Below are 23,700 nucleotides of genomic sequence, written 5' to 3' on the forward strand. Positions count from 1 at the left end.
GCTCTGCTCTGCTCTGCTCTGCTCTGCTCTGCTCTGCTCTGCTCTGCTCTGCTCTGCTCTGCTCTGCTCTGCTCTGCAATGAGTGATGGCAGATCACGGAAACAAAAAAAGCGCCCTGAGGCGCTTTTTTCATATCAACCGGATAATCATGCTTTGAACTTGCTGAACACCAGGGAGGCGTTGGTACCGCCAAAGCCGAAGCTGTTGGACATGACGGTGTTGAGCTCGGCCTCTTCGTACTCGCGCACGATGGGCAGACCTTCGGCCTTCTCGTCCAGAGTCTCGATGTTGATGCTGGGAGCGATAAAGCCGTGCTCCATCATCAGCAGTGAGTAGACAGCCTCGTGCACGCCGGCAGCGCCGAGCGCATGGCCGGTCATCGCCTTGGTGGCAGAGATCTTGGGACCGTTGGCACCAAACAGAGTCTGGATGGCTTCCAGCTCCTTGGTATCGCCAACCGGGGTGGAGGTACCGTGGGTGTTGATGTAATCAACCTTGCCAACCCCCTGCATTGCCATCTTCATGCAACGCACCGCGCCTTCGCCGCTCGGCGCGACCATGTCATAGCCATCGGAGGTAGCACCGTAACCGGTCAGCTCGGCATAGATGTGAGCACCACGGGCCAGCGCATGTTCCAGCTCTTCGATCACTAGGATGCCGCCGCCACCGGAGATAACGAAACCATCGCGATTCGCATCATAGGTACGGGAGGCTTTTTCCGGCATGTCGTTGTACTTGGTGGAGAGGGCCCCCATGGCGTCAAACTGGATGGTAGAGGACCAGTCCAGCTCTTCACCGCCACCGGCGAAGACCACATCCTGTTTGCCAAGCTGGATCAGCTCAAGCGCGTGACCGATGCAGTGAGCAGAGGTGGCGCAAGCTGAACTGATGGAGTAATTGACACCCTTGATCTGGAACGGGGTCGCCAGGCAAGCAGAGGTTGTGGAGGACATAGTGCGCGGCACCATGTAAGGGCCCACACGCTTGACCCCTTTCTCGCGGGCGATGTCCACAGATTCCGAAGTGTTCTTGCCGGAGGCACCACCTGAACCGACCACCAGGCCGGTACGCTCGTTGGAGACCTGATCTTCCGCCAGACCGGCATCTTCAATGGCCTGCTGCATGGAGAGATAGGCGTAGGCCGCAGCGTCGCCCATGAAACGCATGACTTTACGGTCGATCAGTTCAGACGGATCGAGTTTGATGTTACCCCAGACACGGCTGCGCAGATTGTGCTGCTCGAACTGCTCGGAATAGGTGATGCCGGATTTACCTGCTTTCAGGGAGGCCAGCACTTCTTCCTTGTTGTTGCCGATACTGGAGATGACGCCGATACCGGTGATCACTGCTCTTCTCATTAATTCATCTCGTCTGGAAAAACTGGCGCCAAGTCTACCCGCTTTCGGCTGCCAAACTGGTCTGCTTTCACGTAGAATGCCCGCGATTTTGTGACGCGAGCCGAGGAAAACGTGAGTCAAACATCCTTACATCATGCCCGATTGGACTGGAATGAAGCGGGAACTCCTGTCTCCAGTGACTTCGGGGATGTGTACTTTTCCAATGATAACGGTCTAAGTGAAACCCGCTACGTCTTTTTGCAGCAAAACCGGCTACCTGCGCGATTTTCGCACCACGATAGTGACAGTTTCGTGATAGGTGAAACAGGTTTCGGCACAGGTCTTAACTTTCTGGCGACAATGCAAGCCTTCCTGGAACAGGCGCCCCAATCCGGTAACGGCTCCCGTCTGCACTTCATCAGTTTCGAGAAATACCCCCTGACCCAAGACGATCTGCGCAAGGCGCTGGCCGCCTGGCCTGAACTTGGCCACTTGAGCCAGGATCTTGTCGCCCAGTGGCCACTGCCGGTTTCCGGTTGCCACCGCCTGCATTTTACGGGTGGCCGCATTCGCCTCGATCTCTGGTTTGGCGACATCAAGGATATGCTGCCGCAAGTGCCTCACCGGGCAGAGGGGCTGGTGGATGCCTGGTATCTGGATGGTTTCTCCCCAGCCAAGAACCCGGAGATGTGGACACAGGAGCTGTTTGATAGTCTCGCTCGCCTCGCCCGTCCCGATTGCTCCATCGCCACCTTTACCTGTGCCGGTTTTGTCCGTCGCGGCCTGATTGCCGCCGGTTTTGCCATGAAGAAGGTGAAGGGCCACGGTAGCAAGCGGGAGATGCTGGTGGGGGATCGCACCGACAAGCAGCCGCAGCAGACCATAGCCCCTTGGTATGCCCGTCCTGCCGGACGCGCTGGCGAGGTAGTGATCATCGGCGGCGGCATTGCCTCGGCCATGACGGCGCTCTCTCTGGTGGAGCGGGGCCGCAAGGTGACGTTGTTGTGTGCAGATGGCGAACCGGCCACCGGCGCCTCCGGCAACCGCCAGGGCGCGCTCTATCCGCTGCTCAACGGCGAGCACGATGCCCTGTCACGCTTCTATTCGCTCGCTTTTGGCTATGCCCGCCAACGGCTACTGGCGTTGGCCGCGCAACATCCCATCGCTTTTGCACTGTGCGGGGTAACCCAGCTCGGTTATGACGACAAATCGGCAGCCAAGCTGGCGAAAATGAGCCAGGGCCCCTTCCCCCCCGAGCTGATGTATCCCCTCTCTACAGCAGAGGTAGAGCAGGTGGTTGGCCTGCCCTGTGGCCACAGCGGCGTCAGTTACCCGCTGGGAGGCTGGCTCTGTCCGGCCGATCTCACCCACGCAGCTATCAAAGAAGCGCAAGCCAGCGGGCTGCTTGAGGTGGCGTTCAATACCGAGGTGGTCGCTATTACTGAACTGGCCGATGGCTGGCAAATAAAAAGCCAGGATGGCCGCCGCTGGCAAGCCCCCAGTCTGGTAGTTGCCGCCGGACACAAGCTGCATGCGCTCATCCCCTTTGCCGAGCTGCCGCTCTATCCGGTGCGCGGTCAGGTGAGCCATGTGCCGACCTCAGCCAGCCTGAGCCGGCTTAATACCGTGCTCTGCTACGATGGCTACCTCACTCCAGCCCATAACGATCACCACTGCATCGGTGCCAGCTATGGCCGCAACCAGACCGATCTCGGGTTTCGCGCTGAAGAGCAGCTCCAGAACCAGGCGCGCCTGCAAGCCTGCCTGCCGGAGCAAAGCTGGCCCGCCGAGGTGGATGTCAGCGGCAATGAGGCTCGGGTAGGCGTGCGCTGCGCCAGTCGGGATCACCTGCCGGTGGTGGGGCCAGTCACCAGATTGGCAAGCCTGGCGGATCACTACGCCGGGCTGCACACCGATCAGCAGAATGCCGCGCCGCTGCCGCTGCATCCTGGTCTCTATGTGTTGGGCGCGCTGGGCTCACGGGGTCTCTGCTCGGCGCCACTTTGTGGCGAGCTGCTTGCCAGCGAGATCTGCGGCGAGCCCCTGCCGCTGGCAGCCGATCTGCTGGAAGCGCTCCACCCGGCCCGCTACTGGGTACGCAAGCTGCTCAAGGGCAAAGCTCTGGTCTAAACCGGACTCTGCAAACAAATAGAATGGCCGCTCATCGGGCGGCCATTCTATTTATCAAATCATTCGATATAGAGGCGTGTTGGCAGGATATCGGACCCTCTATAGCGCTCACTTGGGCCAATGCACCCCGAGCTGTTCGCCGTAACCCGCCTGACGCTGGAAATCGTCTACCCGTGCCTTAACCTTGTTCAATTCGCCACTGCCCGCAGCCCAGGCGGCATAGCGCAACGCCTGGCAATCTGCATGGCCTGGTAGTGCCGCAATCGCCCCGCCCACCTGATTTCCGCCTTGCAGCACCATCTCTTTGAAACGGGATTCATAGTCAAACATGCTGGAGAGCAGCCGACCCCAGCGCTGGCGAGCAGGGTCACTCCCCTCCGAACTCTGACGCCAGCGGGGCAACAATACAGTGGCATGAGTCGTTACCGTTACCCGTTTGAGCTGGCAACGCCCCGGCAACTGGTCGGTTTCCAGCTGCCAGTCCACCTGATAACTCGCCTTGCCGAGCACAGGCTTGCCATTCACCTTGGGGGCACTCTGAGCAATGGCGCGTGCCAGTTGATCTGGCTGGGCAGCACTTACCTCATAAAAACGGACATTGATGCGGGACTCTGGCACCACTTGCGGCCGGCTCGGCTGAGCCTGACTCATCAGGGGCAACAGCAACAGCACGCTCCCCACTACTCCATAAACCTTGCTGACCATGCCAGACTACCTTCCTTGATTGCACGGGCGGAGTACCAACCTTGGTGAAACCCACCGCCACACAGATGACGGGTATAGCCTATGTGTGACCAAGAGGCGGCGCAATACAATGATGAGCCCAGAAATCAGAGCAAGCTCACAGGTTGCGTGAGCAAAGTATGGCACAAGGATGAAACTGTATTTTTATTGAGCAGGACGACTGATGCGCTGCCAGTCGAGGTGATAGTTTTTCACATTGATGTCATGACCATCTATCTGAATGAAATGATCATTTTTAAGACGGTTGGCAAAAAAGTCCTGATCTGCCCCCTCATTGAGCCACAGCTCGCAAAGTCCCCGTTTTCCCTCTTTGGCATAAAATCTCGGGGTGACCAGCAACGCGACCCCATCTACCCGGATGGCATGACGGGCCAGACAGTTTGCTTCGGTGGTTTTGGATGCCAGCGCGGCAAAACGGGCTTTGTTCCCCTCGGCAACCACCAGTACGCCGTAAGAGTGAGGAGCCATGAGACGCCGCATGGCGACCGCCTGATGAGGACCGGTTTGATGAAAACCGTCATTGGTTACCGCAAACACGCAAGTAGGTGAAAATAGCATCGCGAGCAGGAAAAGAGAGCGTTTAATGCCTGAAAAATCACCAATCACCATATAAAAGCCTCAAAAGACAACCAAGGCTGGCAAGGGTAGGTAGCCAAACCCGCTGGGTAAAGTACCTTTACCTTTTTTTAATTCTGTTCATGGGGTTAAACGTTGATTTAGCTCACACAACATCCTGTTTCCAGTCGCCACTCTACCCCTATCGGAATAGACTCCTTCCACTCTCATCCAATCAGAAGGCAACATATGCTGGAACTCATTGTTGGCACCCTGGTCACCCTGGTGGTGGGCCGTGCCATTTTCAAAGGATACTCCGCAACCGGGGTGCTGCTGAGCGGCGGCTTGCTGCTGCTGGTCATCACCGCCATGATGGGCAAGCCGGTATTGCCGAGCAAGGTGGTCAGCACCGGTTATCTCGCAACCGATATCTTCGAATACGTCCGCTTCCTGCTCAATGATCGTGGCGGTGGACTGGGGATGCTGATCATGGTGCTCTGTGGCTTCGCCGGCTACATGAGCCATATCGGCGCCAACACCATTCTGGTCAAGCTGGCCAGCAAACCGCTCGGCATCATCAAATCCCCCTATATCCTGCTGGTGGCTGCCTATCTGGTGGCCTGCGCCATGTCGCTGGCGGTGAGCTCCGCTACCGGCCTCGGCGTGCTGCTGATGGCCACCCTGTTCCCGCTGATGGTCAACATGGGGATCTCCCGTGGCGCGGCTGCGGCCGTGTGCGCCTCGCCAGCCGCTATCATTCTGGCACCGACCTCAGGGGACGTGGTGATGGCTGCTCAGGCCGCCAACATGCCGCTGCTGGATTTTGCCTTCAAGCTGACCCTGCCCATCTCGCTGGTGGCGATCGCCTGCATGGCGGTGACCCACTTCTTCTGGCAGCGCTACCTTGATCAAAAATCCGGTGAGCACAACGAGCCGGTCGCCCCGGGTGATCTGGTGACGACTGCGCCTGCCTTTTACGCCATCCTGCCCTTTACCCCCATCATCGGAGTGCTGGTGTTTGACGGCAAATGGGGTCCGCAGCTGGATATCGTCACCATCATCGTCATGTGCATGGTGCTGGCCAGCCTGCTGGAGCTGGTGCGGATCCGCAATGGCAAGGAGCTGCTGGACGGTCTGCAGGTCTGCTGGCGCAACATGGCTGATGCCTTTGCCGGTGTGGTCATGCTGCTGGTCGGTGCCGGTGTCTTCGCCCAGGGTCTGATGACCGTCGGCTTTATCGACACCCTGCTGGCTCACGCGCAGGATCTCGGTTCGGGTGGTCTGATCATGATGCTGTCACTGGTGGTGATCACCACCCTGGCCGCCTTCACCACCGGCTCGGGCAATGCTCCCTTCTACGCCTTCGTGGAGTTGATCCCCAACCTGGCCAGCAGCCTTGGCATCAACCCGGCCTATCTGGTGATCCCAATGCTGCAAGCCTCCAACCTGGGTCGCACCATTTCTCCGGTCTCCGGGGTGGTGGTCGCCTGTGCCGGGATGGGCAAGCTCTCGCCGTTCGAGGTGGTCAAGCGCACCAGTATGCCGGTCGCCGTCGGCCTGCTGGTGGTGATCGTCGCCACCCAGATCATGGTACCCGCCTGATCGCTGACCAGCCCGGCACCCTGCCGGGCTGGTATCCTACCCCCCCTTTGCAGTAGACTCGGTGCTCATTTTCCCCCTAAGGAGGACCGAGATGAGTATTACGGTTCAACTTGCCCATTTCAGTGATTGCCACTCCCACTTCGATGGCGCGCCCATGAGCTTCTCCCCTGTCGGTGAAGGCCAGTGGCGCACCCAGTGCGGCGGTTATGCCCGGATCCTGACCCGACTGACCCAACTGCGTGCCAAAGCCGCAGCAGCCGGCCAGCGTTTTCTATTTCTGCACGGTGGCGACTCCTTTCAGGGTTCGCTCTATTTCAACCGCTTCAAAGGGCGCGCCAACGCCGACCTGCTCGCCATGCTGGCCCCCGATGCCATGGTACTTGGCAACCACGAGTTCGATCTGGGCAACGGCCCGCTGGTGGAGTTCTTGCGCCAGCTCGATTTTCCGGTGCTGGCCGCCAATCTGGACAACAGTCAGGAGCCAGCCGACACGCCGCTGGGGCTGTGGGATATTCCCCACCTCTACGACGCCCATCAGCCCTGGCATCGCCGGGTGATCGACGGGGTTCCCTTTGCACTGCTCGGCATCACCCTCGCCCAGATGGCTGCCATCGCCAACCCGGATCCCCACACCCGTTTCCACGCGGTCGCCGACACCCTCACCAGGGTGTTGCAGGAGATCAAGCGCGAAGGGATCCAGCATATCGTGCTGCTGAGCCACCTCGGGCTGGATCAGGACAAGCTGCTGGCCGAACGCTTCCCCGAGCTCAGTCTCATCATCGGCGGCCACACCCACAGCCTGCTCGGCGATCTCGCGCCGCTGGGTCTGCCAAGCGAAGGCAGTTATCCGCTGATGAACAACGGGGTGGCTATTTTGCATGCTGGCCACAGCGCCCTCTGCCTCGGTGTCTGCGAGCTCACCTTCGATGAGGCGGGCCGCGTCGTGCAGAGTCAGGGTCAGCTGGAGTGGCTCCCCTGGCAGCCCTGGCCGTACGCCTCCACGCCACCTGTCGGGCTCACCTTCTGCGAGCCGGATCCACAACTGGAACAACATCTGGCCAAACGCTACCGGCCGGAGATTGAAACCATGAGCCAGCGCATCGTCACCCGGCTGGCGGCGCCACTTCCCCATCAGCGGCTGCCGGATGCCACCCTGCCCCACGGCAGCCAACTCGCCCCGCTGGTGGCCCGCGCCATGCTGACCGCCGCCCGTGAACAGGTAGGCGAGGTGGACTTTGCCCTGCACAATGCTGGCGGCGTGCGCTGCTCGCTGGAGCCGGGCCCCCTGAGCGAAGCGGATATCGCCGGTCGCCTGCTGCCGTTTGCCATTCCCCTCACCCTCTATCGGGTGCACGGTCACGAGTTGGCGGAAGCGCTGGAAAATGCCATCGACAATGCCACCAACAACGGCGTGGTCGGCAATGGCAACGGCAGCTTCCCCTACACCGCGGGGGTGCGATTCACCTATCAGGCCGATCGGCCCAAGGGCCAGCGCATCACCCGACTGGAGTGGGAAGCCGCCCCCGGCCAGTGGCAAGCGGTCAATGCCGAACAGGTCTATCGCGGGGTGTCGAGCGCCTATACCGCCTCCGGCAAGGAGGGTTACACCGCACTGGCGCGCACCCTGACCCAGCACAATCAGGAGCTCGGTATTACCCTGGCCGACGCCTTTATCCGCTGGGCCCGTCACCTGCCGACACTGGAAGCGCAGCCGCCCTTGGTTGAGTACTTCAGTTGATATCGGGGGGATGCCTTTGCCACATCCCCTGACGGCCAAAATTGCCGCAGCCAGCGCCCGGTTCCCTGCAAGAACCGGGCTTTTTCGAGAATATTTGCCCCACACGGGCCCGCCCCATTGCATCGTACTCACTAGCTCGGCAAGATAGGCCCGCTTTCAAGACCAGCTGCAGGAACAGGCGACTTCATGAATCACTCCATCCGTTTCACTCCCCCTCGCGTCAACCCGGGTATCAAGCCAGCCATTGTGCTGCTGACCGCCTTGCTGGCGCTGCTCTTCTGTCTGCGCAACCCGCTCTTCCACGCCATGGCGCCGGGCTTTGATGCCTCGCTGTTTGCGGTGATGGGCAAGATGTGGAGCGAAGGGGGCGTGCTCTATCGCGACATGATCGACATCAAGGGGCCGATGATCTTCGCCCTCGACGCGCTGGGCTATGGACTGGGGGGATTTGTCGGGATCTGGGCACTGGAGTGGGTGCTCTGCTGGCTCGGATTGCTGGCCAGCTGGCAGGCCTTTGCCCAGCTCGGACTCTCGTTCAAGGCGCGCCTTGGCGCCATGCTGGCGGTGCTGGCTCTCTACGGCACCCGTTACTACTACGGCAACATGACCGAGGACTGGACCTTCCACCTCGCCCTCATCGCCCAGTGGGCCTTCATTACCCTGCTGCTGGACAAGGGATTTCGCTGGTGGCCGGCGCTGGTGGCGGCCCTCACCTTCGCCATCGTCGCCTGGATGCGCACCAACAACGGCGCCTTCTGGGGTGCCTGGTATCTGGTGCTGTTCTGCCACTGGTGTCTGCACGAAAAGTGGCGTGACGCCATCTTGCTGCTCATCTCCAGCCTGCTGGGGTTGGCGCTGATTGGCGGCCCGCTTTACGCCTACTTTCAGCAACATGATCTGCTGGCGGCCTTCAAATACTACGCCTTCGACATCTTCTTCGAGGGGAGCTACGGCAACGGCTTCTCTCCCATGGTGGGCGCCGTCGGCCTGCTGCGCACCGGCCTTATCATGCTGCTGCCCGCCTTTATCATTCTGATGCTGAGCCGCCGTCAGGAGTGGTATCTGCCCGCCCTGCTGGCGACCCTGTTTGGGGTGCTGTTTACCCTGATCGCCAATTCGGTCTCCGGCCATGTGTTCGATCACTACGACGTGCTCTATCTGCAACTGGCACTGCTGCCACTGGCGGTATTGCTGGATCGCAGCGAACAGCAGGCAGATGCCATCGGCCTGCTCTGCATCTCGCTGGTGGTACTCACCGCCAGCTGGCTGCTGGCCCAGCAACTCGCCTTTGGCTGGAGCACCAAGGAGTGGTCCCTCGAGCGGGTCAACGAGGTGCTCGGCACCAGCCTGCTGTGGGCGCTGCCGGTGCTCATCCTCATCCCCCTCTGGCGCGCCTGGGATGTGCGCAGTGCCACCCCCTGGCTGGCAACGCTGGCCATGCTGCTGCTGATGATCAACAACGCCTGGGAAGGGACCCTCAAGGGTCGCCCTTTCAATCCGGCCGCGCAGGTACGGGTTGATCGCATCAAGGCCGAGACAGTCCCGAGCGACAAGATCTGGGTCGATGGCATCCAGCCGCAATATTATCTCTGGACCGATCGCCAGCCGGCTTCCGCCTACCTCTTCTTTGCCAACGTCAATCCGCCCTATGACGTGCGCGAGCGGGTGCTGGCCGATATCCAGCGCCAGAATCCGAAGTTCATCATCGCCAAGCCGGATCGGGTGAGCGAAGAGCTGAAAAAACCCAGCTCCCCTTCCCATCTCGCCTTCTATCAATACCTGACCAGCCACTACGAAGAGGTGGATCCGGGTCTCTATCGCCGACGCTGATCGTCAATACGCCCCGCAGGGCGGCCATTGTTGCAATGGCCGCCCTTTTTCTTGCGCCAGAGCCCCCTTGCAGCAGCGGCCCGCAGTAGGCAAGCCCGCCCGAGATAACTACAATGACGCTCTTTTTGATGTAACGAGTGACACCATGGCGGAACTGACTTATCTGGGCGGCTATCCCGACCCCCTCAAGGCACAGGTACAGCAGCTGATTGCGGCAGGCAAGCTGGGGGAGATGCTGGCCAAACGCTATCCGGAGAGCCACCAGATCCAGAGCGACAAGGCGCTGCTCGCCTACACCATGGAGCTGAAGAACCGCTACCTCAAGAGCTCGGCGCCCCTGTCAAAGGTGGTGTTCGATGGCAAGATCAACGTGATCAAGGATGCCCTCGGCCTGCACACCTACGTCAGCCGGGTGCAGGGCAGCAAGCTCAAGGCCAAGAACGAGATCCGCATCGCCGCCCTGTTCAAGGAGGCGCCGCCCCCGTTCCTGAAAATGATCGTGGTGCACGAGCTGGCCCATATCAAAGAGAAGGATCACAACAAGAGCTTCTACCAGCTCTGCCAGCATATGGAGCCGGACTATCATCAACTGGAGTTTGATCTCAGGCTCTGGCTCACCTGGCGCGATATCGACAAGGCCAACCGCTAGGCTGACAACCGTTTCAGGGAGGAAACATGTCATTTGTCGCCATCCCCTTTGGTGCCACGCGCTTTATTGCCACTTTGGTAATGACCAACTTGAGCTGCGTTGCCCGTCCCCACCGCGCGTTACGTGGGCTGCTGGCGCTACTGCTTCTGCTCGCGGGCCACAGTGCCCGGGCCGATGAGCGCTGGCAGAGCGACAGCTATCTGGTCGAGAGCTTTATGGCCATCGCCATGGAGCGGGAGTATGGCGAAGCCAGGCAGACCCGTTTTGCCCGCTGGCAGCAGCCGATCCGGCTGCAACTTATCAACGAATCGGGTGACAAGCCGCTGCAGGCCGACGTAGTGAAGGTACAGGCGGCCCATCTGGCCCGCATCACCGGCCACCCCATCAGCATGGTGACCGCAAAGCCCAACCTCACCCTGATCATGACCGACTACAGCAAGATGAAGAGCTGGGCCAACCGCACCATGGGGGGGGATCCATCGGTCAAGATGGCGCTCAAGGAGGGGCTCTGCCTTGCCAACTTCGCAACCAATGCGAAACACGAGATCAGCCGTGCCACCATCATCATTCCGGTAGACTACAGCAGAGCCAAGGGGCGTTTTCTCGACTGCGTGGTGGAGGAGTTCACCCAGGTGATGGGGCTACCCAACGACTCGGACAAGGTGTTTCCCTCCATCTTCAATGACAACAGCATCGACAGCTTTTTGACCGGGCTGGACTATGTGCTGCTCAAGATGGCCTATCACCCGGCCCTCAAAGCCGGAATGAGCAGTGCCGAGATCCGCGCCGCACTGCCCATTGCGCTGGCCGACCTGCGCGCCAAAGGGGAGATCCGCGAAGCCAACCGCCGGGTGCAGCAGCAGAGCCTGAAAAGCTGGGCGGGGTTGTAACGGGCCTGGCTCAACCCAGAGCCAGACAAGCCACTGCGACTCACCACCAACAAAAAACGCAGCCACCTGGCTGCGTTTTTTGTTGTATGGGTATCAGCAGTGCATTAGCAGGCATGCCCGTTTATCCGCAGCCCATTTATCCACCGCCCAGAATTATCCACTGACCATGGGGATCAGGATGCGACGTTCTCTTCCGGCATCCAGCTGTCGGCGTTCTCCCACACCTCCTGCACCATAGCTTCGGCCAGCTCTTTGTCTTCCTTGCTGGCACGGCTGACGGTCAGAGCCATGGTACTGCCCGGCGCGACCCGCACATGGATGTCGGGAAATTTTTCGCCAAGCTGCTTGAGCAGCTCCTGACGCAGCGCCTCCATGGTCGAGGTCGGGATCTGATGTTTTCTGTCGATGATGATTTCAAGACGCATAGGAAACTTCTCCATGATTTATAACTGTATTTTTATCCAGTATTCATGGGAAGTAAAGTGCCAACTTGCACCAATCAGAAAAGATCCAGCTGCTGACCACAGATCCGGTCGAACGACTCGCCGATAAAGGGCAGGATGGCATCGGCAATGGGCCGCAACTGCTTGTCGATATAGTGCTCGTAATCGATGGCGCTGCGCCGGTACTCCAGCGGCTCGGGGCCATTGAGGGTCATCAGATAGGCGATGGCGCCCCGATGCTGATAGCGCTGGGGCAGCCCGCGGCGCAGGTTCTCCTCATCGGCCAGCCGCGCCGCACGCACATGGGGCGGCACATTCTTCTGATACTCTTCGAGCTTCTGGCGCAGCCGTTTGCGGTAGATAAGCAGATCGTCGTGACGACCGGCGCGGGTCTCATCCACCATGGTGCGCACATAGCCGCTGGGATCTTCATCGTGAAACACCAGCTCGTAGAGGCGGGTCTGAAACTGCTTGGCCAGCATGGTCCAGTCGGTGCGCACCGATTCGAGCCCCTTGAACACCAGCTGTTCACTCCCCTCACTGGCCTTGCCAACCAGCCCCGCATAGCGCTTCTTGCTGCCCTTCTCCAGCCCGCGGATGGTGGGCATCAGAAAGCGGCGATAGTGGGTCTCGTACTGGATCTCGAGATAACTCGGCAGGTCGAACTCTCGCCTGATCAGTGCAGCCCAGTTATCGTTGATCATTTGCGCCAGTCGCTGGCCAATCTCGTCCGCCTCATCCGGGCTGGTCTCGCGCCCCAGATGGACAAAAGTGGAGTCGGTGTCACCATAGATCACCTCGAACCCCTTCGCCTCAATCCACTCGCGGGTCTGCTGCATGATGCTGTGACCACGCAAGGTAATTGACGAGGCAAGTCGCGGATCATAGAAACGGCAGCCCCCCGACCCCAGCACCCCGTAGAAGGAGTTCATGATGATCTTGATGGCCTGGGAGAGTGCCTTGTTGCTGGCAGCCTTGGCTCTGTCCCTCGCCGCCCACAGGGTGGCGATGAGATCCGGCAAAAAGTGCCGCTCGCGGGAGAACATGGCGCCGCGAAAACCTAGAATGGCGTGGTCGGGGTGTTGCAACCCCTCGATGAGTCCCATGGGATCGATGCAGAAGGTGCGGATGATGCTGGGATAGAGGCTCTTGAAATCGAGCACCAGCACATGGCGATAGAGACCGGGTTTGGAGTCCATCACATAGCCGCCGGGGCTCGCCAGCCCACCGTCGGCCGGCAAATTGGGGGCCACGTAGCCGCCACGATGGAGCCGCGGCAGATAGAGGTTGGTAAAGGCCGCCACCGAGCCCCCTACTCTGTCCAGCTCAAGACCAGTGAGGGAGGCGCGCTCGATGGCAAAAGGGATGAGGTGGCAGTAGTCGAAGATCTCCCACACCAGCTTGCAATCTTCCAGGTTATAGCGGGCCAGCGCCTCCTTGTCGGAGTGGAACAGCTCGGTGATCTTCTCCCCCCGATTGGCCACATCCTCAACATCCTTGCCACGGCCAAGCAGTTCGCTCGCCACCGCATCCAGGCTGTAGCTGGCAAACTGCCAGGTGGCGCTTTTGAGGGTATCGATGCCATCGAGCACCATGCGCCCGGGAATGATGACGTTGCCAGTCTGGGGATCGCCCCGTGACGAGCGCCAGAAGCAGAGCTCGCGCCCCCGCCCGAGCCGCAGTCTCCGCTTGTTGAGCTCGGCGCGGCGTAGCAGCAGGCGAAAATCAAAATTAACCACGTTCCAGCCGATGACCAGATCGGGGTCATGCAGGCTGAACCAGCTCTCCAGCGCACTCAGCAGGGCGCTCTCGTCCTCTACCCACTGGACCTGGGTGCCCCAGCTGTCGGCATCCGCTTCCGGGGTGCCGATCATGATGACCCGCGCATCCTGTTCGCTGTAAAGACCGACCGAGAAGAGGGCCCCGTCCATGGCGCACTCCACGTCGAGCGACACCCAGGAGAGGGTCGGCGTCACCGCCTGCGGTGCGCAGCGTGCCTCGTTGACCTCCCAGTAGCCCTGTTTTCCCCCCTTTTTTACCGCCCGGCCATCAAAGCGCACGCCAGCGGTGATGAAGCGCTCCATCAGAAAACGCTCCGGCAGCCGGATATCCGCCTCGAAGTGCTCCAGTCCGCGAATAAGCAGCAGCTCGATGGCTCGGTGAAAGGCGCTCAGGGTGGCGAAATAGCAGCCCACCACAGGGCGACCGTCGAAGGTGTGCATTGGCAGGCGGCGAAACCGCCCGCTCACCCCGGCCCCCTTGAACAGCTCGGCGGCTTCTGCCATATGGCTCTGCGGCAGGAAGAACACCGGCTCCTGCCCCGGCACCACCACCCGTACCGGCCCCTGCGCGCTCCAGAGCCACATCACGATTTCGGTGGTGGCTGCCTGCCCGTTGCGGCCGCGCACGTCCCGACCGTGGCGGGTCAGGATAAAACCGTCGAGCGGCGGAGTGGCGGGTACGGTGGGCTGGGTTGCAGTCATGAAGCGTAAAGGGGCTGTCCGAGAATGGGACTATTGTACGTTCATACAGTGCCTGCTCGCAATCGTCACGCTGGCTGCGAGGCGGGGGTCAAACTGGTAAGCTCGATCCGGTCGTTATTCCCGCCCATCCCGTTCTGACCACTCTTCGCCGACAAAAGGAGTCTATGTGGCAATCTATTCCCTGCTGGATCAGCTGGCTATCCCCTACCAGCGCTTTGACCATCCCCCAGTGTTTACCTGTGAGGAGGCGAGCAAGTTGCTGCCCGACCTGCCCGCAGCCAAGACCAAGAACCTCTTTTTGCGCGATCCGAAAAGCGAGCGGCTGTTTCTGGTGGTGAGTCCGGAGGAGCGCCGGGTCGATCTCAAGGAGCTGGCGGTCATGCTCGGCGTCAAGCGGCTGAGCTTTGGCTCCCCCGAGCGGCTCGATGCGGTGCTCGGCCTTACCCCGGGCTCGGTGACCCTGCTCGCCATGGTGCGCGACAGGGAAAAAGCGGTAGAGCTGGTGGTGGACGCGGCCATCTGGCAGGCCGAACAGGTGCAGTGCCATCCGCTGGTCAACACCGCTACTCTGATCATCCGCCTCGACGATGTGCGCCGCCTGCTGGCCCACCTCGGTCGGGAGGCCAACGTCATGCGGCTGCCGGTCATTATTGACTGACCCAAGAGTGTGGGAAGCATAAACGCTCCGGCGTCATGCCCCGCCCCTGATTAATCGAGTCAGCAGCCCTCTTGTGGCGGTTGTTGCCGCGATCGTGCCCGGATCACTTGAACCATTGCTCAACGGCGCAATTCATGCTGTGATCCGGCCCAGTCACCCGGCCCTGAGGTCGCTGCGCCGTTCCCGGCAGGAAGAGCCCAAACCCTTGATGCAGAGTCTGTTTTCCTCGGCCCAGTTGCTGAGTCTGGTGCTGTTCGTCAGCCTGTCGCACATCGGGGTCGCGGCCATTTTCGCCTACCTGTGGCATACCCAGCGACAGCTGCGCTCCCTGCTCTACTGGTCGGCCAGCGAACTGGCCATCGCCGCCGCCTTTGGCTGCCTGCTGCTGCGACCCCTTACGGGAGAGATCTCCCTTGCCAATATCCTGCTTACCAATCTGCTGATCATCGCCACCCCGCTACTCTATGAGCGGGGGCTGCGCCACTTCTTCCGGCGCGAGGCCGACCGTTTCGGCTGGCTCTGCCCGCTCCTTGCCCTCGCCGGCTTCCTGCTATTCGCTGTCACCGCCACACAGCTACCGCAGGATGACATACACAGCCGGATCGTGGTGCTATCCGGGGCCATCTCGCTGCAAATGTGCCTGCTGCTGTGGCAGCTCTGGCGCTATCAGCGGTTGGCCCCCGCCTACCGGGTGCTGCGCTTTGCCATCTTGCTGCTTGCGCTGCAACTGGCCCTGCAACTGATCAGGATGGCCAAGCATCAGTGGTGGCCTGAGTCGGCTGCCTCCAGCCTGACCGATCCCCTGCTCGGCCCGGTGCTCCTGCTCAGCCTGCTCTTTACCATTGCCCGCAGCTTCATTTTGCTGAGCCTAGTGCACACCCGTCAGCAGCAGGCGCTGCTCGCCACCCAGCGCGAGCTGGAGCGGCGCGCCAACCTGGATGCCCTGACCGGACTGGACAGCAGACACTATTTCGAACACCAGGTGGCCCTGCGTGCCCGCGAGATGGCTAGCCCCGGCCAGCTGCTGCTGATCGATCTGGACAACTTCAAGCAGATCAATGACCGCCACGGTCATCCCGCTGGCGACGCCATGCTGCGGGCGGTGGGACGGGTGATCCGGGAGAGCCTGCCGACGGCGGGGCTAGCCGGGCGCCTTGGCGGCGACGAGCTGGCGCTGCTGGTGATGGAGACTTCGCAAACGCTGCCGGCCTGCTGCCAGACCCTGCAGCAGCGGGTCGCAGACGCCACTCGGTCGCTGGCCGGTGGCCCCATCAGCCTCAGCATAGGGCTCACTTCGCTGCAGCAGGGCGAGAGCTTTGAGCAGGCCTATTCGCGCGCGGATCGGGCACTCTATGCCGCCAAACAGGCTGGCCGCCAGCGCGCTTGCATCCAGGAGCCACACCACAGCGAACCCTGGCCGCTGTGGCCTCTGGCCACCCAGACCTGATGCAACCCCTCATCGAGTGCCGGGCCGCTCGGCTGACCGACGCCCCCGCCTACCGCCGCTACGAGGCCGAATGTGGCGCCGCCGGGTTGCCGCTCTATCAGGTGGCGCAATTCGGCTCGACTCAGTGGCTGCAGGAGTTGCTCGCCCATGCCAATGGCCTGCATCTGCCGCCGGGCTACCTACCGACCACCACCTATTTTGCCCTCGAAGGGGAAGCGCTCCTCGCCACCTTGCGCCTGCGCCACGGCGACAAGCCAAGCCACCCACCAGTGGCTTGGCTATATCGATTACGAGACCATCCCACCCGCCGGGGTGAAGGTGCCGCCCGCATCCTGCTCGGTTGAGTGCAGCGCCATGTGCTCAGCGAACCTGTGCTCATCAGCTGTGACAAGACAAATCCCGCCTCGCTCAAGGTCATTGAAGCTGCAGATGGACAATGGCTGGATCGCCGCTATCATACCGGCGATCTCTGCTGGGTCCGGTTTTACCGGCTGGCCCCGGCCAAGAGGCCAGGGCTGTGCGGCAGACAATAAAAAAGAGCACCACTAGGCGCTCTTTTTCCATTGACCACGGCCACCAACAAGATCAGTAGCTGTCTTCCTCTTCGGCCTTCATCCTGGCCTGACGAGCCAGTGCCTCCTCCTGGGCGCTCTCGATCTCGTGCAATACAGAATCGAGATCCACCTGCTCGCGGCTCTCCTCGAACAAGCCGGTCAACTCGCTGTCGGGGGTCAGTTTGCCATCTTCATACAGGGCCCACATCTCCCGGGCGTAGCGGGTCTTGAGCAGCTCGGGGGCATACATGCCGTAGTAGTTGCGCATGTTGTTGACGTCCCGCTCCAGCATCGCCTTGGCCTGGTTGTTGGCGGCGGCATCCACCACCTGGGGCAGGTCGATAATGACGGGGCCCTGTTCATCCACCAGCACATTGAACTCGGAGAGATCGCCGTGGATAAGACCGGCGCAGAGCATCCTCACCACGTAACGGATCACCTTGGCATGGTCGATGACCGCCTGCTCGGGGGTAAGCGCCACATCGTTGAGGCGCGGCGCGACATTGCCATCCTCATCGGTGATAAGTTCCATCAAGAGGACGCCATCGAGGCAGACATAGGGCTGCGGCACCCGCACACCGGCCGCCGCCAGCTTGAACAGGGCGTCGACCTCGGTGTTCTGCCACACCTCTTCATGCTGTTTGCGGCCGTACTTGGAGCCCTTCTCCATGGCGCGAGCATCGCGACTGCCGCGCACCTTGCGGCCTTCCTGATAGACCACGGCCTGCTTGAAGCTGCGCTTGGACGCTTCTTTATAGACTTTGGCGCAGCGGATCTCGTCGCCGCAGCGCACCACATAGACGTCGGCCTCTTTGCCGCTCATCAGCCGGCTGATGACGTCATCGACCAGGCCGTCATCCACCAGGGGTTGGATTCGATTTGGAATTTTCATGGCCGCCCTTTTACCCTATTTCCGCTCTCGAAGATAGCTCCGCGCACGCTCACTTGCCTCTCCCTGTCATAAGACACCCTGTTATCCTCTGTTTGCGCTGTTTTTGTCCACCCGTTCGCCTTAAAAACCACCCGCAACAGACCAAATACGAAAGGCTCCTCTGCCAACAAAATTGGCCCGCATGCGGGCCAATTTTCAAGGTTCGGGCGGCAAGCCCTGACGAATACGCTGGATCCCCGCTTCATAGAGTCCGTCATCCCCCTCCTGATGCTCCAGGGTTTCAAAGATCTTGAGAAACCACATGTACTGCTCGGGATGGCGGGCAACCTGCATCTCCACCACCCGGTTCATGGCGTTGACGTCTGCCAGCAGATCGGCGGTGGGATAAGGGTCAAACGGCGGCTCGATCTCCAGCAGATAGCATCCCTCATCCTCGTCATAGCTGGCGAAGATGGGCACGGCTCTGGCACCAGTCAGTTTCACCAGCTTGGGCAACGCTGGCAGGGTTGCTTTGGGACGACCGAAGAAGGGAACAAACACGCTCGCCTCACGGCCGTGATCCTGATCCGGCAGATAAAAAAAACTGGCGCCAGCGCGGATCGACTTGATCGCCGGCTTGATACCGACACTGCGCTCATAGACCTTGCCCCCTTTGGCCCGCTCGCGGTTGATGTACCAGTCAAAAACCTGATCTTTCGGGCTCTTCATCATGGTGCACATCTCGATGCCCATCATGGAGAAGTAGCGGCCAATCATGTCGACCGCCCAGGTATGAGGCACCACCAGGATCACCGGACGGCCCGCAGCTTGCTCCGCTTGCACATGCTCCCAGCCGCTCACCTTGACGCGGCGGGTCAGGCGCGCCTTGCTGCGCCAACTGAGCTCGCCAAAGCCCATAAAGGTCTTGAGCCCGACCCGGATCGATTTGAGCAGCAGCGCCTGACGTGCGGCGGCATCCAGCGTTGGAAAGCAGATCTTGAGGTTGGTATCGGCAATATAGGCCTGCTTTTTCGAAAAACGCAGCAGGGTCGGTGAGACCAGATCGGCAAAGCGATCCCGCAACCTCGCAGGAGTAAATGCCAGCAGGGAGAGCAGGCCCAGTGCGAACCAGCTGCCCCACCATTTGGGATGCAGCAGGCGGCTATGAAATGAGGTATCAAATACCGGATCTAACGCAGACATGGCGACCATCAAGTCATCAAAAACAAGCGGTTATTGTAATTATCCTGACATTTTTTTCTACCCTGAGGAGGCTTGCTATCGACCTGCAAGGCACAGATCAGACTAGTTATCATAAAAAATGGCCCACCTGGGGCCATTTCAATCAATCTTAATTCAGGGTCAGCCGTGGGGCGACAATCCCTTGCGGATCCGCTGGATCCCCGCCTCGTAGAGGCCATCCGGCCCCTCCTGATCTTCACGGGTATCGAAGATCTTGAGGAACCACATGTACTGGCCCGGATGGCGCGTCAGCTGCTGTTGCACCATATCGTTCATCCGACAGGTATCGGCCATCACATCCTCGGTGGGATAGTTGTCAAACGGGGCATCTATCTCAAGCCGGTAACAGTGGTTCGCTTCGTCATAGCAGGCGAGCAGCGGCACCGCCTTGGCGCCGCTGACCTGAACCAGACGGGGCAAGGCTGGCAGGGTCGCCTTGGGGTGGCCGAAGAAGGGAGCAAAGATGCTCTTCTCGCGACCGTGATCCTGATCCGGCAGGTAGAAGAAGCTGCGACCACTCTTGATGGTTCTGATCACCGCCTTGATCCCGGCGCTGCGCTCGTAAACGCGGCAACCGTTTTTGGCCCGTGCACGGTTGAGGTGCCAGTCAAACACCGGATTGCGTGCCCGTTTCATCATGGTGCACATGGGCACCCCGCGCTGGGTGAAGCAGTAACCGGCGGCATCCACCGGCCAGGTATGGGGCACCACCAGGATCACCGGACAACCGGCAGCCCGCTCCGCCTCGATATGCTCCCAACCGATCACCTGCATCCGGCTCATCAGATAACGCTGACTGCGCATGGTGAACTCGCCAAATCCCAACAGACTCTTGAGGCCGACTCGGATCGAGGTCAGTGCAATGGCATCCCGCTCTTCCGGGCTCTTGTCCGGGAAGCAGATCTCCAGATTGGTTCTGGCGATATAGATCTGTTTTTTCGAGATACGAAACACCAGCGGTGCCAAGGCTTCGGCCAAACGGTCGCGCAATCGCACCGGCACAAAGGCCAGCAGCATCAGCACACCGAGCGCCAGCCAGCTGAACCAGTAGCGGGGATGCAGAAAACGGGCTTCAAAAGAGGAGTCAAATACGGGATCTTGGGACGACATGTATCGGGGTCGAGCGAAAAAGTGGTGCTGCATTGTAGTCGTCCTGACAGGTAATACCAGTTAAATCCATGTCAAATAGCCCGCCACTGGCGCCACATCAAAAAACCATAAAAAAATGCCCCGCACTGCGGGGCATTTTGCTCGTTACACAACCAGGGTGGAGGCTCTTTGTCCATCCATCGTATGACTGGTCGTTTATCCCGTCGCTCTCGGAGCGCACTGCTTATCCATTTCCCGTTGTCACATCATCAAGGTTTATCGGTGAGCCCCTTGGCGAGCCATGCCGTTATTCATTTCGGTATTACGCTGCGGCAGAAAAAACATCAGGTAACGCAGTGCCACATACCCGACGATCACGGTAGCCACCCCCAGCTCGAAGTGAGCCAGCAGTCTGATCTGCTCGACGTAGTGACTCCCTTGCGCAAACCCTTCAACCAGATGAGCCACTTTGAACAGAGCGGTGGCACCGATCACCAGCGGGAAGGTGAAGGCGGCATAACCCGGCGAGAAGGGCAGACGCAGCAGTTTGATGAAGGCCAGATAGATGATGCCGGTCATCAGGATGGCGATCCCCAACAGCACGGCCACCAGCAGCAGTGACGGCTCCTGACTGACAGTCAGGTAACCGGCCAGAGAGAGGCTGGCAGGGGCAGCCAGAATGGCAATGGTCGGTTTGGCGGCATCCGGCACTTCATGGCTGAAGATCAGGCGGTAGAGCATCAGCGGCAGCATCAAGCCGTAGCAGATGATCCCGAACCAGAGCAGACCGTTGGCCAGCGGGGCAAACTGACCACCCGGGAAGGCGACGTCAGCCACGATGATCCCCACCGGCGGCACGAACCAGCTCGGCACCATGTGGTGGATTTCAAACTCTTTGGCGCGATGCCAGATAAAGGTGGCCAGGAACAGCAGATGAACCGCCACGGCAAACAGCCAGAGGGCCTCGCCCGCTTGCGGCGCAATCATACCGAGCGCTTTGGAGACCACCATGGTGCCCATGGCATAGGTCGGTACCACACTGCCCACCACGGGGTGAGCGAGATCCAGCAACAGCAGGCGGGGGTGAAGCAGAAACTTGAAGGTCAGGATCACTAGCAGCACGGCCGCAATGGCAGCACCCAGCAGTTGCATCCGGCCATCGAAGTGACCGGCATTTTCCCAACACCAACCAAGGCTGGCGATGCCCAGCGCCAGACCCGCCATGGGGGTTGGGGCGGCAGCCAGTGATTTACGGGTTCTTGCGATCATGATGACACCTTTCTATTGATGACGATGGCGATAGGATAATGGTCCCTTATCGTTTACGATATCTAAATGAATTAAATCAATCATTCAGGAAAACCAAACACGATGAAACTGACCCTGCAGCAGCTGAAAGTGTTCGCCACCATTGCCCGTTATGGAAACCTTGGCCTTGCCGCCAACGAGCTCTGCCTGAGCAAGGGGGCCGTCTCCCAGTCGCTACAGGAGCTGGAGCGCCAGCTCTCCACCCCGTTGTTTGACCGCATTCACCCCAGATTGCAGCTCAACAACGAGGGGCGCCTGCTGCAACCGGCCGCCGAAGAGCTGCTGACACGGATGCAAGATATCGAGAACCTGTTCAGCCCCGATGCCGAGCCGAGCGGCCAACTGCGCCTTGGTGCCAGCCAGACCATCGGCAACTACCTGCTCCCCACCCTGCTCGCCAGCAGCAAACAGGAGCTGGGGCTCCCCCCCAAGGTGACCATCAACAACACTCACCTGCTCTGCCATGCGTTGGCCAACTTCGAGCTGGATATGGCACTGATCGAGGGGGAGAACCACCACCCCGACCTGCTCGCCGAACCCTGGCTGCAGGACGAGATGCTGGTGGTGGCCCCACCCGGTCACCCGCTTGCCAACAAGAAGGAGCTCTCCCTCTCCCGTCTGGGGGGCGAAACCTGGGTATTGCGTGAAGCACAATCGGGCAGCCGCGAGCAATTTATCCAGCAGATCCAGCCCGAGTTGCCCCGCTGGCAACCAGGGCTTGAACTCAACACCCTGGAGGCGGTGATGCTGGCGGTGGAGAAGGGGCTTGGCATCTCCTTTATCTCCCGGCTGGCAGCCTCGGATCGCCTGGCAGATGGGCGGCTGATCGCCCTGCCCCTCTCCCGTCGCTTCCCGCGCCAGCTCTCCCTTATCTGGCACAAGCAGAAGTACCACTCCACCTCCCTGCGCCACTTTATCCACTTCTGCCGGGCTCAGGTGAACAATGCCGAAGTGAGCCGCGCAGAGTAACGCCCGATCGGAGCGCCGCTGGCTGGTCCGCCCACCAATAACGGAAAAAGCAGAGAGGGAGCCACGGCTCCCTCTCTTTGATCCGCTTCTGAGTATCACTTCGCCAGACTGCGCAACCAGCTGATCTCCTCGCCCCAAATAGACTCGTCTATGGTCTCGAGGATCAGCGGAATGCGATCGAAGCGCTCATCATTCATGATGTGGTGGAATACCGCCTCTCCCAGATTGCCCTCCCGCAAGCTGTGGTGGCGATCGACCCGGCTGCCGAAGGTGCACTTGGCGCCGTTGATATGCATCCCCTTGAGATAATGAAAACCCACCGTGCGATCGAACTCGGCAAAGACAGCAGCGCAGCTCTCTGCAGTGCGCAGATCGTAGCCGGCGGCAAAGGCGTGGCAGGTATCGAAACAGATCCCGACCCGGCTCTTGTCCTCCACTCCCTCGATGATGGTGGCTAGGTGCTCGAACGACCAGCCGAGGTTGGTCCCTTGCCCTGCGGTATTCTCAATCACCGCCGTCACCCCTTCACTGCGCTCCAACGCCCAGTTGATGGACTCGCTCACCAGCTTGAGGCTGGCCGCCTCTGGGATCTGCTTGAGATGGCTACCGGGGTGGAAGTTCAGATAACAGAGCCCCAGTTGCTCGCAGCGTTTCATCTCGTCGAGAAACGCATCGCGGGATTTGGCCAGACCATCGGGATCCGGGTGGCCCAGATTGATGAGGTAACTGTCGTGGGGCAAGATCTGCTCCGGCAGAAAACCGGCCTTGTCACAGGCCGCCTTGAAGGCACGAATGGTGGCATCCGACAAGGGGGCCGCCTGCCACTGACGTTGATTCTTGGTAAAGAGGGCAAACGCGTTGGCCCCGATGGCCTGGGCGCGGGCGATGGTATTCTCCACCCCGCCGGCCGCACTGACGTGGGCTCCGATATATTTCATACAATCTCCTCAATACGGCAAGCCGCCATTATGCCGCTCCCGCCCGGCCACGCCAAACCGGGATATCCGATAGCGGGTATCGACAAATAGTGCCGCCTATACAAGGCGCTGCGTTTCATGGCGTAATCGGCCTTCGCTGTGGCAACCTCTCAGTTAGAGCCCGCCCGCGCCAGCATGGCGCCCATAAAAAAACGCAGCGTATCGCCTGAGCAATAACGCTGCG

General features: G+C 60.3%; 20 protein-coding genes. 10 read left to right on the forward strand and 10 right to left on the reverse strand.

The window, feature by feature from the left end; translation table 11 throughout:
- Positions 1-146 precede the first annotated feature (146 nt).
- Entirely contained in the window at positions 147-1,358 is a 1,212-nt protein-coding gene (gene fabB, locus G5193_RS21060; RefSeq protein WP_216978860.1) for a beta-ketoacyl-ACP synthase I, read from the reverse strand.
- 90 nt (positions 1,359-1,448) lie between these two features.
- Between fabB and mnmC the strand changes: the two genes are divergently transcribed.
- Positions 1,449-3,467 carry a bifunctional tRNA (5-methylaminomethyl-2-thiouridine)(34)-methyltransferase MnmD/FAD-dependent 5-carboxymethylaminomethyl-2-thiouridine(34) oxidoreductase MnmC gene (gene mnmC, locus G5193_RS21065; RefSeq protein ID WP_421207256.1) on the forward strand — a complete coding sequence of 673 codons (2,019 nt, stop codon included), beginning with the start codon at positions 1,449-1,451 and terminating at the stop codon, positions 3,465-3,467.
- A 108-nt stretch (positions 3,468-3,575) separates the two neighbouring features.
- Here the strand turns inward: mnmC and G5193_RS21070 are convergent, their stop codons facing one another.
- Together G5193_RS21070 and G5193_RS21075 are read right to left on the reverse strand one after the other, a co-directional pair.
- Positions 3,576-4,172, reverse strand: a complete 597-nt coding sequence (locus G5193_RS21070; protein ID WP_421207258.1) for a DUF922 domain-containing protein — start codon at positions 4,170-4,172, stop codon at positions 3,576-3,578.
- Between the two features lie 183 nt (positions 4,173-4,355).
- On the reverse strand, positions 4,356-4,820 hold the full coding sequence (locus tag G5193_RS21075) for a hypothetical protein (protein WP_421173185.1): 465 nt from the start codon (positions 4,818-4,820) through the stop codon (positions 4,356-4,358).
- A gap of 195 nt (positions 4,821-5,015) precedes the next feature.
- On the opposite strand from G5193_RS21075, the gene dcuC reads away from it, so the two are divergent.
- From dcuC to G5193_RS21100, 5 genes are all read left to right on the forward strand, one after another.
- Positions 5,016-6,368: an anaerobic C4-dicarboxylate transporter DcuC gene (gene dcuC / locus G5193_RS21080; protein ID WP_323913366.1), complete on the forward strand. Its 1,353-nt coding sequence runs from the start codon at positions 5,016-5,018 to the stop codon at positions 6,366-6,368.
- A gap of 91 nt (positions 6,369-6,459) precedes the next feature.
- On the forward strand, positions 6,460-8,106 hold the full coding sequence (locus G5193_RS21085; RefSeq protein ID WP_421207260.1) for a bifunctional metallophosphatase/5'-nucleotidase: 1,647 nt from the start codon (positions 6,460-6,462) through the stop codon (positions 8,104-8,106).
- A gap of 186 nt (positions 8,107-8,292) precedes the next feature.
- Complete coding sequence (locus tag G5193_RS21090) at positions 8,293-9,936, forward strand: hypothetical protein (RefSeq protein ID WP_421207262.1); 1,644 nt, start codon at positions 8,293-8,295, stop codon at positions 9,934-9,936.
- Between the two features lie 145 nt (positions 9,937-10,081).
- A complete protein-coding gene (locus G5193_RS21095; RefSeq protein WP_005333421.1) occupies positions 10,082-10,585 on the forward strand; it encodes a M48 family metallopeptidase in 504 nt (167 codons plus the stop codon).
- A gap of 26 nt (positions 10,586-10,611) precedes the next feature.
- Positions 10,612-11,475 carry a DUF2927 domain-containing protein gene (locus tag G5193_RS21100; protein WP_421207264.1) on the forward strand — a complete coding sequence of 288 codons (864 nt, stop codon included), beginning with the start codon at positions 10,612-10,614 and terminating at the stop codon, positions 11,473-11,475.
- 173 nt (positions 11,476-11,648) lie between these two features.
- Here the strand turns inward: G5193_RS21100 and G5193_RS21105 are convergent, their stop codons facing one another.
- Complete coding sequence (locus tag G5193_RS21105) at positions 11,649-11,900, reverse strand: DinI family protein (protein WP_129503940.1); 252 nt, start codon at positions 11,898-11,900, stop codon at positions 11,649-11,651.
- Positions 11,901-11,974: 74 nt separating this feature from the next.
- Positions 11,975-14,401, reverse strand: a complete 2,427-nt coding sequence (locus G5193_RS21110; protein ID WP_421207266.1) for a DNA polymerase II — start codon at positions 14,399-14,401, stop codon at positions 11,975-11,977.
- Positions 14,402-14,567: 166 nt separating this feature from the next.
- Between G5193_RS21110 and G5193_RS21115 the strand changes: the two genes are divergently transcribed.
- The 3 genes from G5193_RS21115 (at position 14,568) to G5193_RS21125 (ending at position 16,850) form a co-directional block, all read left to right on the forward strand.
- Positions 14,568-15,059, forward strand: coding sequence for a prolyl-tRNA synthetase associated domain-containing protein (locus G5193_RS21115; RefSeq protein WP_421207268.1), 492 nt, complete (start codon positions 14,568-14,570; stop codon positions 15,057-15,059).
- A 208-nt stretch (positions 15,060-15,267) separates the two neighbouring features.
- A complete protein-coding gene (locus G5193_RS21120; protein WP_421207270.1) occupies positions 15,268-16,506 on the forward strand; it encodes a GGDEF domain-containing protein in 1,239 nt (412 codons plus the stop codon).
- The gene (locus G5193_RS21125) at positions 16,506-16,850 is read left to right on the forward strand and encodes a hypothetical protein (protein ID WP_421207272.1); all 345 of its coding nucleotides are present in this window, start codon (positions 16,506-16,508) and stop codon (positions 16,848-16,850) included. Before G5193_RS21120 ends, G5193_RS21125 begins: the two co-directional genes overlap by 1 nt.
- A 241-nt stretch (positions 16,851-17,091) precedes the next feature.
- Here the strand turns inward: G5193_RS21125 and G5193_RS21130 are convergent, their stop codons facing one another.
- From G5193_RS21130 to G5193_RS21145, 4 genes are all read right to left on the reverse strand, one after another.
- On the reverse strand, positions 17,092-17,952 hold the full coding sequence (locus G5193_RS21130) for a PA4780 family RIO1-like protein kinase (protein ID WP_216978870.1): 861 nt from the start codon (positions 17,950-17,952) through the stop codon (positions 17,092-17,094).
- A 195-nt stretch (positions 17,953-18,147) separates the two neighbouring features.
- Positions 18,148-19,143: a lauroyl-Kdo(2)-lipid IV(A) myristoyltransferase gene (locus G5193_RS21135; protein ID WP_216978871.1), complete on the reverse strand. Its 996-nt coding sequence runs from the start codon at positions 19,141-19,143 to the stop codon at positions 18,148-18,150.
- A gap of 150 nt (positions 19,144-19,293) precedes the next feature.
- A complete protein-coding gene (gene lpxM, locus G5193_RS21140) occupies positions 19,294-20,283 on the reverse strand; it encodes a lauroyl-Kdo(2)-lipid IV(A) myristoyltransferase (protein WP_421207274.1) in 990 nt (329 codons plus the stop codon).
- A 255-nt stretch (positions 20,284-20,538) separates the two neighbouring features.
- Positions 20,539-21,531: a TDT family transporter gene (locus G5193_RS21145; protein ID WP_158112510.1), complete on the reverse strand. Its 993-nt coding sequence runs from the start codon at positions 21,529-21,531 to the stop codon at positions 20,539-20,541.
- Positions 21,532-21,633: 102 nt separating this feature from the next.
- Between G5193_RS21145 and G5193_RS21150 the strand changes: the two genes are divergently transcribed.
- Complete coding sequence (locus G5193_RS21150) at positions 21,634-22,539, forward strand: LysR substrate-binding domain-containing protein (RefSeq protein ID WP_019445811.1); 906 nt, start codon at positions 21,634-21,636, stop codon at positions 22,537-22,539.
- 95 nt (positions 22,540-22,634) lie between these two features.
- Here G5193_RS21150 and nfo read toward each other — a convergent pair whose 3' ends face one another.
- A complete protein-coding gene (nfo, locus tag G5193_RS21155; protein WP_005352396.1) occupies positions 22,635-23,477 on the reverse strand; it encodes a deoxyribonuclease IV in 843 nt (280 codons plus the stop codon).
- Positions 23,478-23,700 lie beyond the last annotated feature (223 nt).

The sequence above is a fragment of the Aeromonas sp. 601027 genome (genome assembly GCF_049174455.1).
Classification (GTDB): Bacteria; Pseudomonadota; Gammaproteobacteria; order Enterobacterales; family Aeromonadaceae; genus Aeromonas; species Aeromonas veronii_A.